We start from the raw sequence: 14,289 nt of genomic DNA, 5'->3' as shown, positions 1-14,289 counted from the left end.
ATTATAATTGATATTAATAATTATAGTGAATGTTGGGAAATTAGAATTGGATTAGGTGAGTGTAATGAGAGGTAAGGTAGGTTTAGTTATACTGACAATAATCCTTCTAGTGTTGCCATTTTGGACGCCTAGTAATGCTAGCATCATTTATTCTCAAACTCAAGAGAGTGAAGTTTTTAGAATAGAAACTTTGGCGGACCTTTTCAATGTAATATCTGAAATTTCAGGTTCATTCACAGATTATGAAGGCAACAACATAACTATCATTGCTAAAGTTTTAGGTGAAGAGAAGGTAAATGCAATTGATTGCTGGAAGGTTAGTGTAACTCTTGAAGCTGAGGAACCGATTTCAAATGGCACTTTATGGATTTCAAAGAGCACTGGTCTTTGTGTAAAGGCTAGATTGGATGATACAATATTTACTGGACAACTTGCTGAGGCTATTGGTGCTCTTCTATTGAACTCCTGGTTGTTTTGGATTCAAGCTTTCTGGGAGTCTTGGAGCTTTCCTACATTGATTGAGTGGCATTATGTTTATGAATATGGCCATGTGGTTTTCCTTGGAACTGAAACCCGTACTTATGGGGAGACATCATTACTCGTTTATAAGTATAAATACGTTTTTCACCCCACAGCCCCCCAGGAATTTAGATGGACTGTTGAAGGCTGGATTGCTCCAACAAAGTTTGGAGGGATACTTGTATATTTATATGTTGAATCTCCAGATACTCAGCAATGGTTTAAATGGGAGCTTATGTCAATAGCTATGAAGGAGCCCCAAGAACTGCCTAAATTACACTTTTCTTCATTCAAAATTAGTCAATTACAAGTAGAGCCTGGTGAAGAAGTTACAGTGAGTATTGATATATCTAATACGGGTGGCACCTTCGCTATTTACAATGCTACACTCCTTATAGATGGAAAACTAGTGGACAGCAAAGTTTTACTTGTAAATGCAGGGGAGACGGAAACAGTATCCTTTACCATTAGAATTGATGATGAAGGTGAACATTTAATTGAACTTTGCGGTGAAAGTGGAACTATCTTTGTTGGAGTAGCTTCTCCAGCGAAATTTGAAGTCTCAAGTTTAGACATTAATCCTATCTCCGTCACCGTTGGTGATGAAGTAGCAATTTCAGTTAAAGTTACCAATACTGGTGGTAGCTCTGGCAGTTACACTGTAACATTAAAAGTGGATGGTGAGGTTAAAGATTCCAAGCAAGTAACTCTAAATGCTGGTGAAACTACAACAGTAGTCTTTCGTTTTAAAGCTAATACACCAGGCACTTTTTCAGTGGAAGTTAATGGTTTAACAGGAAGTTTCACAGTTAATCCTGAGCAGCCCCCTGAAGAACCTGGGCCAACAGGTCCTTCAATGGAGACAATCGGTATAGCTGCTATAGCAATTATTGCTATAGCTATAGCTGTGATCTTCTTTACGAAAATGAAGAGGTAAATGAGGCTAGCGTTAATAACTAAACTCTTAAATTTTTATTTTAATGAATCTTCAATAAAGCTGACTCAACATTTTAAGGTAACATTTATTGCTATTTGTGTTTAATTTTCTCTATGATCTTGTTTGTTTTCTAGAGAGCATTAAATAACTCTTAATGACTCTGCTAATGGATGGCCTTTACAATGTAGAATGAATTCCTTATAGTATCCAAAGGGTGATTTATAAACTTCATATCCCCTTTCCTTTAACAATTTATATATGATTTTTAATGCTTTTACTGCCTTGCTAGGTTTACTTAAGTCGGTTGAGAGATGTGCATATGGATATAGAATTATAGTTTTAACTCCTAGTCTCTTTGCTACTTCAATAATTGCATTGACTGCTTTTCCAGATTTTTCTTCTAATTCTTCTTCATCTTTTCTTTCAACTGTAGTGAAGGCTACTAGTACGTTTGATGCTTTAAATTCTCTATTTTTATCAATTAACTTGTCTCGTATGCTAATTTTAGCTGGCTGACTTACTTTCCACCAAAATTTTTCTGCATGGACAAGTAATATTCGCATTAACTTTCCTCCCTTACTGGTTATATTTTAGGTTATGTTAGTGTTTTTCGATTAAATAATTCTATATTTAACTAGCTTTGTTATCAGTGGTTTTGGGAAATGGTTAAATAACTTGATTTATGTTTAATTGACTTTGGGGTTGTGGATGATAAAATCCTCTAAGCTTAGGGTTGCTGCAGTTCAATTTAAAGCTTCAAATAATAAGAATGAAAATCTAGATAAAATAATGTCATATATTGACGAAGCTTCAGAATATGCTGAGTTAATTGTTTTTCCAGAGTGTGCCATGTATTTTCCACTACCTAAAAGGGATTTCATTAGAATTGCTGAGCCTATAGATGGTGATTTTATTAAGTCTATATTGTCCTCCGCAAAGAAACATGGAGTGAATATTGTTTTTAATACTTGGGAAACCTGTAGTGAAGCTGAGGATAAAATTTATGATACCTCTATTTTTATTTCAAAAGATGGTGAAGTAAAATCGATTTATAGGAAGACCCACTTATTTGATGCATTTAAGTATAAGGAGTCATCTTTCATTAAGCCTGGAAGCATCTTTGCAGATCCAGTATCTATAGGTGGCTTTAATATTGGTATGCTAATCTGCTATGATATTCGTTTTCCTGAGACGGCTAGAATCCTTACGATTAAGGATTGTGATGTTATTTGTGTTTCAGCTGCTTGGTACTCTGGTTTACTTAAAGAGGAGCATTGGCTTACTATGGTAAAAGCTAGAGCTATCGAGAATGGTGTTTATATTGTGGCTGCCAATCAGCCTGGACCGAGGTTTTGTGGTAGAAGTGTTATTGTTGATCCTTTCGGTGTAGTGTTGGCTGATGCTGGTGATATGGAGAAAGTTATTTATGCTGAGCTTGATTTAGAGAGGCTAAAAAATGTTAGGGAAATGCTTCCATTGATTAATCAGCGTCGACCTGATATTTATGGGGATCTGATTACTCGATTTTAATTTCAAAGCCTTTTTCTTCTTCTTTACCTATTTTCTCTAGTTTAACTTCTAACACTCCATTTTTATAGTTGGCCTTTGCACTTTCAGGCTTGACCTTTGCTGGTAGGTCTATTTCTTTATAGTATTTTCTGTCTCCTGTCTGGGCACTAATGATTAGTGAGTTTTCTGATGCCTTTACTTTTATGTCTTCCTTGTTAATCCCTGGCATTTCAGCTATTACTGTAACTGTTTTTTCATCTTCAAACACGTCTATTAGTGGTTCTCTTTCTTCACCTATGCTTGGTCTACCTGCAATTCTTTTTACATTGCCGAATTCTCTGATTATTGGTCTTCCATCTGGTCCAATTGTTATTGAGAATCCATATATGTATGGGCCTTTAACTTCTATGTCTCCCATTAATTCTTCTGGCCTTAACATTGAGAATCTCCTAGTTAATCTCCGTAATTCTCTTTCAAGTTCCTCGAATTCTTCGAAGAAATCTCTGAAGAAGTCATCCCAAATGCTTCTCCTTTTCCTTCTCCACCAAGACATGTCTACCACCGTCTTCTATTAATAAATCGTGGGAATTAAATTTAGCGCTTAAATATTTTGTATTCATTATTTCTATTTTAAGTAAAAAATTATAAGAATAAATTCTCATTGTTATCTTAGTTTAATTAGAGTTCCTCTTTGATAGCCTTAGATATACGTTCTATTCCCGTATTGATTTGTTCTATTGTTGGATAGGTGAAGTTTAACCTCATTGTATTTCTTCCACTTCTATCCACGTAGAAGGGTTGGCCTGGTACATATGCAACTTTATATTTTTTAATACATTTGTATAGCATTTTCTTTGTATCTACCTTTTCTGGCACCCATGCCAATATGAACATTCCACCTATAGGTTTAGCCCATTTACAACCATTAGGCATGTTTTCTTCTAAGGCTTTGAGCATTGTGTCTCTTTTCTTTCTATACACCTTCTTAACTTTCGGTATATGTTTTTCTATGATGCCTTGTCTTAATGCTTCTGCTACTATGTATTGATTTAGCGTTGATGTACATAAGTCCATGGATTGTTTGGCAATTATAATTTTCTCAATTATTTTTTCATCTCCAGCAATCCATCCTAGTCTCAGACCTGGAGATAATATTTTGCTAAATGTACTCATGTATAGTACTCTGTCTTCATTATCTAGTGTTACTAATGGTGTCACCTTAATGTTTTCATATAGAAAGTAGCTGTAAGGGTCATCTTCAATAATTATTAGATCATATTTGGAGGCTATTTCAAGGAGACTTTTTCTTCTATCCATGCTCATTGATAGTCCTGTTGGGTTTTGGCATGTTGGGATTGTATATATGAATTTAATTTTTTCCCCATTCTTCTTTAACTCCTTTACTCTTTTTTCTAGAATGTCTGTTCTCAATCCTTTATCATCCATTGGAATTCCAACAATTTTAGGTTCATATATCTTAAATGCATTAATAGCTGCTAGATAGGTTGGAAGTTCCACTATTATGACATCACCTTGATCTATTAGTATTCTTCCAAGTATATCTAATCCTTGTTGACTTCCACTAGTTATCACAATACTATCTATTCCCTTAACTTTTATCTTCTCTTTATACATGAAATTGAATATTTCCTTTCTAAGCATTTCAATTCCTTGGGTTGGACCATATTGTAATGCTTTTTCGCCATGCTCATTGATTATTTGAAATGTTATTTTTGCGATTTCCTCTTTAGGGAAGAGTTTAGGGTCTGGCATTCCTCCGCCGAAACTTATGATATCACCTTTAGCAACCCATTTTAATAATTCTCTTATTTCTGATGCTTTCATTAGTTTAGTTCTTTCTGCAAATATTTCTTCATAATTCAATATGCTGCCTCCAATTCATGTTTGTCCAATTTCACTAGAGTGTCAATACTATTCCTTAATAAGACTTGTTACTTATTACTTTACAAGCCACCCATACTTAGAATTTAATTTGAGAGGTTTTTAGCAAAACTATAATATTATATTGTGAATAACATTGTTGTGGTGACATTATGGGTGAAGCTAGAGTTTACTATGACAAAGTGTTTGAGTTACTACAGAGGCATCATGAATGGTTTAAGGGTGTTATTCCATTGATTGCTAGTGAAAATATTCCTAGTCCAGCTGTGCGTGAAGCTATAATTAGTGATTTTGGCAATAGATATGCTGAGGGTTGGCCTGGAGAGCGAGTTTATGCTGGCTGTAAGTATATTGACCAAGTTGAGTTAATTGCCATTGAGTTGGCTAAAAAATTATTTGATGCTGAATTTGTTGATGTTAGGCCAATTTCAGGTGTTGTAGCTAATCTTGTTATTTACACAGCATTTACTCAGCCAGGAGATTACATCTATGTTTTACCAATACCGAAGGGTGGACATATTTCTATGGGTAAGAAGGAGCTTGGTGGGACAGCTGGAGCTGTTAGAGGCTTGAAGGTTCAGTATTTAGCTTATGACGACCATGAATTGAATATTGATGTTGATAGAACGATTAGAAGAGTTGAAAGATTAATGAAGAAGGGTCATAAGCCTAGTCTAGTAATGTTTGGTGCAAGTGTCTTTCCATTTCCACATCCAGTTAAAGAGTTAGGTGAATATTTTCATAGTATTGGTGCAACTGTAGCTTATGATGCTGCACATGTTGCAGGTTTAATTGCAGGAAAAGTTTTCCAAGACCCGTTACGTGAGGGTGCAGATGTTGTTTCCATGAGTACTCATAAAACACTTCCCGGTCCACAGCATGGAATGGTAGTTTCATGGGAAAAGTATGCTGAAGAAATTAAGAGAGCAACATTTCCTGGATTAGTTAGCAATCATCACCTACATAATGTTGCTGGTGTGGCAGTGGCATTAGCTGAAATGATGGAGTTTGGTAGGGAATATGCTCAGCAAATTATTCGTAATGCTAAAGCTCTTGGACAAGCATTGTATGAGCGTGGATTTAAAGTTTTAGGTGAGCATAAAGGCTTTACAGAATCTCATACACTTATAGTTGATATATGGGAGTATGGTGATGGAGCTAAAATTGAGAAAATGCTTGAAGATGCGAATATTATTGTAAATAGAAATCTACTTCCATGGGATATTAAGATGGGTAGACATTACAAACATCCTGGAGGTATACGGTTAGGCACCTCTGAGGTTACTAGGCTTGGAATGAGAGAGAGTGAAATGGAGGAAATTGCAGAGTTTATGAAGCGAGTAGTCATTGATAAAGAATCTCCTGAGAAGGTTGGAAGAGATGTTGTTGAGTTTAGAAGGCAGTATCAGAAGATTCATTATTGCTTTGAAAGTCTAACTGATGCATATGCCTACATTAAGATTCGATAATCAATGATGAATTATTTTATTATTTCCTTTCATTTCTAATGCTTTTTTAATTATTTCTCTAGCTACTTCACGTTTACTCATTAAGGGTATATGAGTCACTTTCTTATTTCTATCAATTATATAGACTTCATTATAGTCTGATCCAAATCCAATGTCACTTCTAGATACGTCATTAGCTACGATCAAATCTAAATTGTTTTGTAATAGTCTTCTAAATGCTCTTTCAATCATCTCCTCTACTGATACTCCATATTCTGCTTTAAATCCAACAATTACACTTTTAGGTGCATATTTTCTAATCTCGCCAGATATTTTAGGTGTTGCAATTAACTTTACTGTCAATTCTTTGAGGTCGCTTGAAATTTTACCGCTAGTTTTTTCAGCGAATTTAAAGTCTAGTGGTGCTGCTGGAAGGAATATTAGGTCGTATTTATTATTTTTCAATTCATTCACGACTGCCTCTAACATTTCCTCACATGTAACTACATTTATAACTTTAGCTTCTAGGGGTGGTTCAACAGTTGATGGACCCATAACTAGGGTTACTTCAGCACCACTTGCAATACATTCTTCAGCTATTGCAACACCCATTTTTCCACTGCTTGGAGTTGTTAGAAACTTAACATCATCTAAATATTCCCTTGTAGGTCCAGTAGTTATCAATACATGTTTTCCTTTCAGAATTTTAGGTGTGAAGAATCTTATTACAGCGTTTATGACTTGTTCTACTGTTGCTATTTTAGCTTTCCCTTCCTCTATTCTTGGCCCAATAAACATTATGCCTTTACTCTTAAGTTTCTCGATATTTTCACTTACAAATGGATTCGTATACATGGTTTCATGCATTGCAGGTACTATTATAACTGGGATTCCTGTGCCTAAAGCTGTTGACACGAAGGTTGTAACTGGTGTATCATCAATTCCACATGCAATCTTACTTATAGTGTTAGCTGTTGCTGGTGCAACTAAAACTAGATCAACATGAGTCTCAGTTTTTCCGCATAATTCTACATGTTCAATTTTACCAGTTAACTTAGTTACAACTGGGTTTCCAGTGGCCCATTCCATTAAATATGGGTGGATGAGTTCAGTTGCAGCTTTACTCATAACTGTATATACTTCTGCCCCATGTCTCATTAATCCTCTAGCGATTTCAGGGGATTTTATGGCTGCTACACTACCACATATGCATAAAACGATCTTTCTACCTTCTAGTAGATTGCTCCAAGTTCCAATAATCTCCTTACTTGGATGCCTCATTTCTCTTCAATACGACTTCTCCTATATACTTAATAAAATTACTCTCTACTGGATTTGAATTTTAGCATTATTCACCTTTGAATGAATATCTAGTATACCCACGCTTATTGGGGAAAACTAAATATTTTCTAGGGTTTTTTAAGTAATGGTGATTTTCATGGGAAGGATACGGTATGTTTGTAAGGACTGTAATTATAGTGGGAGAGGTGGATATTTTAGCTTGAAGAGTGAAGTTGAAGAAGTAGTATGTCCATATTGTGGCTCTAAGAATGTAAAAAAGCTTGGTTAAATTTAATGTATTATGTTTGTAATAGTTTTGCAAATACTATTTTAAACCTATACCATTATTATTTGTAATGAGGATTGCTTATGAGAGATTTATTGGAAAATCTAGTAAGTCATGTTGAAGGATTAGGAGCAGAGTATGTTGAGGTTAGAGTTCAAAATGTTCAGAACACTCTAATTAATATTCGTGATGCTAGTGTTGAAGCTATTACTCGTGCATTAGAGAGTGGTGCTGCTATTAGAGTTTTAGTTAACGGTGCATGGGGTTTTAGTACAACTAGTGACTTATCTAAGGATGCTTTAAATAAGGCTGCTATTTCTGCATTTAAAATGGCTAGAGCTGCTAGTCTAAATGTTAGGGAACCAATTAAGCTTGCACCAGTGGAGATTTTCGAGGATAAAGTTGGCATCCCCTTTAAGATTGATCCTCGAAATATTGATGTTGATTTGAAGGTGAAGAATCTATTAGAAATAAGTAGAAGCTGCTTTTCATTTGACAATAGAATTAAAAGTGTCACTATTAGATATGCTGACATTGCTACTAACCAGATATTTGTTACAAGTGAAGGGACGTATATTGAGCAATTGAAAATGTTTGTATGGAATTATTGCTGGGTTACAGGTAAAAGTAATGGTGTTCTTGCAAGTGCTAGAGATGAGATTGGTGCACATGGATATGAATTATTTGAAACTAATCCTCCTGAAATGATTGCTGAAAGAGTTTCAAGAAAAGTTGTACTTCAATTTGATGCTAAAACACCTAGGCGAGGTCAATTTCCAGCTGTTATTGGAACTAACGTAGTTGGAGTTCTAGCTCATGAGGCATTAGGCCACATATGTGAGGCTGACTTAACTCTAGCTGGAAGTGCTATTTTAGATAAAATGGGAGAGAAAATTGCCAGTGATATTGTAACTATTAAGGATAGTGCCTTAATTGAAGATGGTTTTGGCTATCTAGTCTATGACGATGAAGGTGTTAAAGGTCAAGAGACAACCTTGATTGAGAATGGTATCTTAGTTGGATTGATGCATAATCGTGAAACTGCAGCTAAAATGAATGCTCAACCAACAGGTAATGCTAGAGCACAGGACTTTAGAAATCCTCCATTAATTCGAATGAGAAACACTTACTTCGAAGCTGGAGATTACAGCTTCGATGAATTATTAGAGGATATAAAGTTTGGATATTACCTTGAATCCTTTAGAGGTGGACAGGCAAATCTAGATGGAACATTCACAGTTGGAATTCAAAGTGCCTTCGAAATTGTCAAGGGTGAATTAGGGTCACCAGTAAGAAATATTGGAATTAGTGGAAACACCCTTGAAACATTAAAGGAGGTTGATGCTATCGGTAAAGATTTCGGTCTTGAGATGGGGAGATGTGGAAAGGGGCAATATATATTTCAGAGTTCAGGGGGACCACCAATAAGAGTTAAGCGAATATTAATTGGATAATGGAGGTTGAAATAATATGTCATATTTAGACTTCTGTATTAGGGCTGTTAATGAAGGATTAAAACTGAATGTTACTGAAATTGAAGCAACATTAATATTCTCTAGATCTGTTAGCGCTGAAATTGAAAGAGGACAAATTAAGGGTTGCAATAATATCATTGATAGTGGTATTGGAGTTAGAGCTATAATTAATGGTCAAATAGGATTTGCATATACAAATACAATAAATGAAGAAAGTATTTTGAAGGTAGTTAAAGAAGCTGTTAAAGTTGCAAGGGCAAATTTAAAGGATGAAAAATGGTCAAGTTTACCTGAGCCCAAAAGTTATCCTTCAATTACTAAAGACTATGATGAGAAAATTGTCTCTCTTCCAGCTGAAAAAACAGTTGAATTTTCACAGGAAGCTATAATTGCGGCGGTTGAATATAATCGGAATGTAATTCCAGCCTTTGGTGGGACTTCCTTCAATATAATTTATTATGCAATTGCTAATAGTCAGGGAGTTGAAGTTGAAGATAGAGCAACATTAATTCAATGTTACCTAGCAACTATAGCTAGAAGGGGAAATATTGTTTCACCAATATGCTATGAATTTTTAGCTTCAAGAATATATGAAGTAGATCCTGAGAATATTGGTAAAAAGGCAGCTGAACTCGCAGTTAAAGCGACAGAAATTGGAAAGGCCGAAGAAGGTAAATTCACTGTTGTTTTTGATCCAATAGCATTGTCTTCAATATTAACATATACCTTTGGTCAAGCCATTAAAGGTGATATGGTAGAGAGAGGGAGAAGCCCATATCAAGGCAAAATTGGGATGCAAGTTGCATCACAAAATATTTCATTTTATGATAATGGTACCCTTCCAGGCGGCCTATTCAGCGGTAAATGTGATCTAGAAGGCTCTCCAAGACAGAATACTCCTATCATTGTTGACGGTATACTTGAAGGATTCATTTATGACAATTATTGGGCAAAGATAGCTGGTGTTGAAAGTACTGGTAATGCTTGGAGAGGTGGGGCTGGATTGTTACTTCCACCCTATGCTACATTACCATATGTTGAATTAAGCAACGTAATTCTAGAAGCCAAGAATATAGTCGAAAGCGACATAATAAGCGAAATTAAGAATGGTTATTATGTTCGAGATGTTCAAGGAGCACATCAATCTAATCCGGAAACAGGTGAATTCTCAGTTGCAGCCGTTCCATGCTGGAGAATACTGGATGGTGAAGTTAAATATGCGGTCAAAGGAGTAATGCTAGCTGGAAATATTTATGAATTAATGAATAAAATAGCTCTAGTAGACGATAAGCCAAGACAAGTAAATAATTTCATATTGCCTAAAGTTGCAATAGCTGATGTACAAGTAGTTCTATAATGCTTCTTTAAAATTTACATGGCTCCTTTTTATTTCCAATATTTTTTCTAATACTTCTTCAGGTGTATTTGCAATTACAATATTATATCCTTCAATTTCTTTTTTACTAATTAACTCTGATACTCCTCCACTACCTCTTAGGATTATTAATGGTTTATTATAGGCTAGTGCTAATCCTATTTCTGACAGTGTTCCAGGCCCACCGGAAATAGCTATAATCACATCTCCTGCAAGCACATTTATGGCATTTCTCGCATATCCTAATCCCGTTGGAATAGCTATGTCAACGTATTGATTAGCATCTTCTCTTGTAAATCCAGGCAAAATTCCAACTGTTAAACCACCAGCTCTCTTAGCCCCCCTACATACTGCCTCCATAACTCCACTTCTACCGCCAGTAACTACTATAAAATTATTTTTAGCTAATAATTCACCTATTTTTTCAGCTACTCTGTAAATCTCCTCGTTAATCCCTCCACTACTACCAATTACCGTTACATATTTAACCATGCATATCACCTAAAATTTAACACAATTAATATAATTGCAACAAACTAGTTAAATCTAATTTGCCATAATAGTGTTCTTATATATTTGTTCATGTGAAATTTATTTTTGATATCAAACTAATCTATTATCATTAGAAGGTATTGATATTTGATGGATTTTAAGTGTTATGCTGTTTAAATATATATTACTGGAATTATTGTGAAACATGGAGCATGTTTTTCCATTAATTTATTAACATCAATTTCATTTTTTAATTACCTTTAGAATTATCTTCACTAATGGATTAATATAAAATAGAAAAGGGTTTTCCCTTGTTACATTTAATACGCCAAAAAACGTTTCGAATCTTCTTTTACTCTTGAAATTCTTTTTTAACTAATATGTTCACATAATCTTTATCAATTTTATTTTTCTTTATTCTTTCAATAAATTCTAGCGCCTCATTAACATTTTCTTCATACATGTCTAAAATTGAGTAATCTGCAATTCTTAAATGTAGTTTCCATGACTTTATGTCCATTTCTTTGCATGTTTTAATATTTTCAACAGCATTTTTCTATGTGTTCCTTGTATGTATCTCCAATCATCAGTAGTGGTGCAATATAAATTGATGAAAAACTATAGCCTCTCCTAGTATTTCTGGCAATTGGAGACCTTGTGAAAAATTTATACTGCTCTCTTTAAGGTGTCTATTGAATACACTAGCCTTCTAAATGGTTTCCTTTTAATTTTTCATTTAAAAATTTGTGATATTTTGTTAATAATCTTGATGTTACTCCTAAGTTTCTGTACTTGAATCTTTTAACTAGCCAATTTATTTTTTCTCTTACACCTTTTTCCTCTAAGTTGAATATGATAACTCCTCTTAGATTTTTTACAATGGCTACATATTCTATAAACATTTTACATCTATTGAGAAAATTAATAGCATATGATAAATAATTATTTTTATTTTGTCAATAATACTATACTGCTATATTTTACCTAGTAACATTAAGCTTAAAAATATGTGTACAGTTATTGTTTATGGTATGAGAATATGGTCCCAGCATATTTTATCAGTGCTATTATTTATGCTAACTTATTGATGATCCTAAGTATGGGTTTCACTTTCACTTATTTAACTTCAAAGGTTCCAAATTTTGCTTATGGATCGCTTTCATCTATCGGTCTCTATTTGACCTTTACACTTGTTAAGCTATTTAATTTAAATCCATATACTGCTATGCCTTTAGCTTTCATTTTTTGTTCTTTAATTTCAATGTTCATTTATAAGTTTATTATCCAAACATTAAAGATGTATGGGGCCACATTAATTTCCCTCAGTATAGTCACCATTGCTATTGAAGTTATGATTTTAGCCTTCATTAATATCTATGCAGATTTTCTCCGGGGTATTACAGGTGCATATGCTAGATTTTTCTTGTTAAGAAGATATGATCTATCTGTTTTTGGTTTGCCTGGAGTTTTACTTATTTCAATCTTATATGCTAGCTCTACTATACTTCTCATACATTACTTGTTAACTAAAACTAAATTTGGAATAGCTATGAGGGCGACTGTTGAGAATCCAAGTTTAGCTTCAATTGTGGGTGTTAATGTTGAGTTAGTTTCACTTGTGTCTTGGTCTATCACTGGAGGACTTGCAGGTGTAGCTGGAGCTCTTTTACCATTGTGGTTTCAGTGTATTCCTGAAACTGGTTCAAAGTTGATGACCAGTGTGTTTGCTTCAAGTGTTCTTGGTGGTTTGTCAAGTATTTATGGTGCAGTGATCGGTGGATATATCATTGGTTTAACAGAAATTTTAGGTACAATTTTTCTGATGGATTTATTTGGTACTTGGATTTCTTCGTATCGACCTTTAATACCTTTAATTGTTATGAGTATTTTACTTTTAAAGGCTCCTCGAGGACTTATGGGTTTAATTGAATATATTCAGCTTGAGGAGAAAATAAAAATTAAATTTTCACTTTCACGATTTTCTTTGGAGGGGGAGAATGATGATTCCTCCTGAATTATTAAATTTAGTTATAACAATATTGACTGATATTGCAGTTTACTTTGTACTTTACTTCATAGTTTCTATTGCCCTAAACTTTGAATATGGTTATACTGGTATCCCTAATTTTGGATTGGCTTTATCTGTTGCAGGTGGAGCTTATGTTACCGGCGCCTTAGCTGGAAGAATTGCTAGAATATATTATGGGGTTGGATTAAATCTAGACTTTATGGAGCATAATAGCAAAATTACTGCTATGATCAATAAGCATTTAATGCATGATCCAATTGGAGGGTTTATGCTTTTTTTCATAGTAATTATAATCTCTATGTTGATTAATGCATTTATTGGTTTAATAGCTTCATATCCTGCTATTCGATTGGAGGCAATTTATTTAATGATGGTTTTAATAGCATTGGCTGAAGGTATTAGAATAATTGGAGAAAATTATTATCCATTAGTTGGTGGCACATTTTGGGTTCATGTACCCAATGTATTTGCATGGATGGGTAACTTCAGAGTTATAGGCTTACCATTAATTTTTATAGCTATTTCATTAATAGTCTTCCTACTAGTTCAATTGATGGTTACATCACCTTTTGGTAGACTTATAAGAGCTGTTAGAGAAAATGAAATTGTTGTAGAAAGTTTAGGGAAAAATGCTACGAGGGTTAAGATTATTGTTATGGTTACTGGCTCTATGATTGCATCATTAGCTGGAGTTTTATACGCCTTTTATAGTAGAGCTGTATTAGCAACTGCATTTACAAGAATTGACTGGACTTTTTGGCCTTGGCTGATGGTTATGCTTGGTGGTAAGGGTAATAATGTTGGGACACTTCTAGGGGTATTGATTTTCACAATTGCTAGGAGAGTTATAGTAATTTATAAGCATGATATAAAACCCTTTATTGGAGTAGAGGCTATTTGGCTTGAGCAAATAATGATGTCAATTACACTAATACTTTTAATGATGTTTAAACCTCAAGGACTTTTACCTGAAAAGCCAACTAAAATTAGAGGAGTCAAATATTTCAACAAATTTGTAAAAAAGAGTGAAAAATAG

At 34.3% G+C, this 14,289-nt stretch carries 15 protein-coding genes; 8 read left to right on the top strand and 7 right to left on the bottom strand.

Translation table 11 applies throughout. The features are described from left to right. The first annotated feature begins 64 nt into the window (after window positions 1-64). Complete coding sequence (locus ACW8TM_RS00200) at window positions 65-1,456, top strand: CARDB domain-containing protein (RefSeq protein WP_491531253.1); 1,392 nt, start codon at window positions 65-67, stop codon at window positions 1,454-1,456. 140 nt (window positions 1,457-1,596) lie between these two features. Here the strand turns inward: ACW8TM_RS00200 and ACW8TM_RS00195 are convergent, their stop codons facing one another. Next, window positions 1,597-2,019, bottom strand: a complete 423-nt coding sequence (locus ACW8TM_RS00195; RefSeq protein WP_491531252.1) for a threonyl-tRNA synthetase editing domain-containing protein — start codon at window positions 2,017-2,019, stop codon at window positions 1,597-1,599. Window positions 2,020-2,164: 145 nt separating this feature from the next. Here ACW8TM_RS00195 and ACW8TM_RS00190 point away from each other — a divergent pair, with 145 nt between their 5' ends. After that, window positions 2,165-2,986 carry a carbon-nitrogen hydrolase family protein gene (locus tag ACW8TM_RS00190; protein ID WP_491531251.1) on the top strand — a complete coding sequence of 274 codons (822 nt, stop codon included), beginning with the start codon at window positions 2,165-2,167 and terminating at the stop codon, window positions 2,984-2,986. On the opposite strand, the gene hsp20 is transcribed toward ACW8TM_RS00190, so the two are convergent. Then, window positions 2,973-3,518, bottom strand: a complete 546-nt coding sequence (gene hsp20 / locus ACW8TM_RS00185; protein WP_491531250.1) for an archaeal heat shock protein Hsp20 — start codon at window positions 3,516-3,518, stop codon at window positions 2,973-2,975. The two genes, ACW8TM_RS00190 and hsp20, sit on opposite strands and share 14 nt — an antisense overlap. A gap of 125 nt (window positions 3,519-3,643) precedes the next feature. Further along, on the bottom strand, window positions 3,644-4,849 hold the full coding sequence (locus ACW8TM_RS00180) for an aminotransferase-like domain-containing protein (RefSeq protein WP_491531249.1): 1,206 nt from the start codon (window positions 4,847-4,849) through the stop codon (window positions 3,644-3,646). A 170-nt stretch (window positions 4,850-5,019) separates the two neighbouring features. On the opposite strand from ACW8TM_RS00180, the gene glyA reads away from it, so the two are divergent. Then, on the top strand, window positions 5,020-6,336 hold the full coding sequence (glyA, locus tag ACW8TM_RS00175) for a serine hydroxymethyltransferase (protein ID WP_491531248.1): 1,317 nt from the start codon (window positions 5,020-5,022) through the stop codon (window positions 6,334-6,336). On the opposite strand, the gene coaBC is transcribed toward glyA, so the two are convergent. Beyond that, a complete protein-coding gene (gene coaBC, locus ACW8TM_RS00170; protein WP_491531247.1) occupies window positions 6,337-7,596 on the bottom strand; it encodes a bifunctional phosphopantothenoylcysteine decarboxylase/phosphopantothenate--cysteine ligase CoaBC in 1,260 nt (419 codons plus the stop codon). A gap of 157 nt (window positions 7,597-7,753) precedes the next feature. Between coaBC and ACW8TM_RS00165 the strand changes: the two genes are divergently transcribed. From ACW8TM_RS00165 to ACW8TM_RS00155, 3 genes are all read left to right on the top strand, one after another. After that, a complete protein-coding gene (locus tag ACW8TM_RS00165; protein ID WP_491531246.1) occupies window positions 7,754-7,885 on the top strand; it encodes a hypothetical protein in 132 nt (43 codons plus the stop codon). 80 nt (window positions 7,886-7,965) lie between these two features. Beyond that, window positions 7,966-9,336 carry a TldD/PmbA family protein gene (locus tag ACW8TM_RS00160; RefSeq protein WP_491531245.1) on the top strand — a complete coding sequence of 457 codons (1,371 nt, stop codon included), beginning with the start codon at window positions 7,966-7,968 and terminating at the stop codon, window positions 9,334-9,336. A 16-nt stretch (window positions 9,337-9,352) separates the two neighbouring features. Next, window positions 9,353-10,714 (top strand): TldD/PmbA family protein, encoded by a 1,362-nt coding sequence (locus tag ACW8TM_RS00155; protein ID WP_491531244.1) that lies wholly within the window; start codon window positions 9,353-9,355, stop codon window positions 10,712-10,714. Here ACW8TM_RS00155 and ACW8TM_RS00150 read toward each other — a convergent pair. From ACW8TM_RS00150 to ACW8TM_RS00140, 3 genes are all read right to left on the bottom strand, one after another. Further along, window positions 10,709-11,224, bottom strand: a complete 516-nt coding sequence (locus ACW8TM_RS00150) for a TIGR00725 family protein (protein ID WP_491531243.1) — start codon at window positions 11,222-11,224, stop codon at window positions 10,709-10,711. The two genes, ACW8TM_RS00155 and ACW8TM_RS00150, sit on opposite strands and share 6 nt — an antisense overlap. A 352-nt stretch (window positions 11,225-11,576) precedes the next feature. Continuing rightward, window positions 11,577-11,744 (bottom strand): hypothetical protein, encoded by a 168-nt coding sequence (locus tag ACW8TM_RS00145; RefSeq protein ID WP_491531242.1) that lies wholly within the window; start codon window positions 11,742-11,744, stop codon window positions 11,577-11,579. A gap of 181 nt (window positions 11,745-11,925) precedes the next feature. Beyond that, a complete protein-coding gene (locus ACW8TM_RS00140; protein WP_491531241.1) occupies window positions 11,926-12,126 on the bottom strand; it encodes a hypothetical protein in 201 nt (66 codons plus the stop codon). A 137-nt stretch (window positions 12,127-12,263) separates the two neighbouring features. Here ACW8TM_RS00140 and ACW8TM_RS00135 point away from each other — a divergent pair, with 137 nt between their 5' ends. Both ACW8TM_RS00135 and ACW8TM_RS00130 read left to right on the top strand, forming a co-directional pair. After that, the gene (locus tag ACW8TM_RS00135) at window positions 12,264-13,238 is read left to right on the top strand and encodes a branched-chain amino acid ABC transporter permease (RefSeq protein ID WP_491531240.1); all 975 of its coding nucleotides are present in this window, start codon (window positions 12,264-12,266) and stop codon (window positions 13,236-13,238) included. Continuing rightward, a complete protein-coding gene (locus ACW8TM_RS00130) occupies window positions 13,222-14,289 on the top strand; it encodes a branched-chain amino acid ABC transporter permease (RefSeq protein WP_491531239.1) in 1,068 nt (355 codons plus the stop codon). Before ACW8TM_RS00135 ends, ACW8TM_RS00130 begins: the two co-directional genes overlap by 17 nt.

The sequence above is a fragment of the Candidatus Culexmicrobium sp. genome, assembly GCF_058356305.1.
Note: the sequence above shows the minus strand (reverse complement) of the source record. Positions and strands in the feature narration are given on the sequence as shown.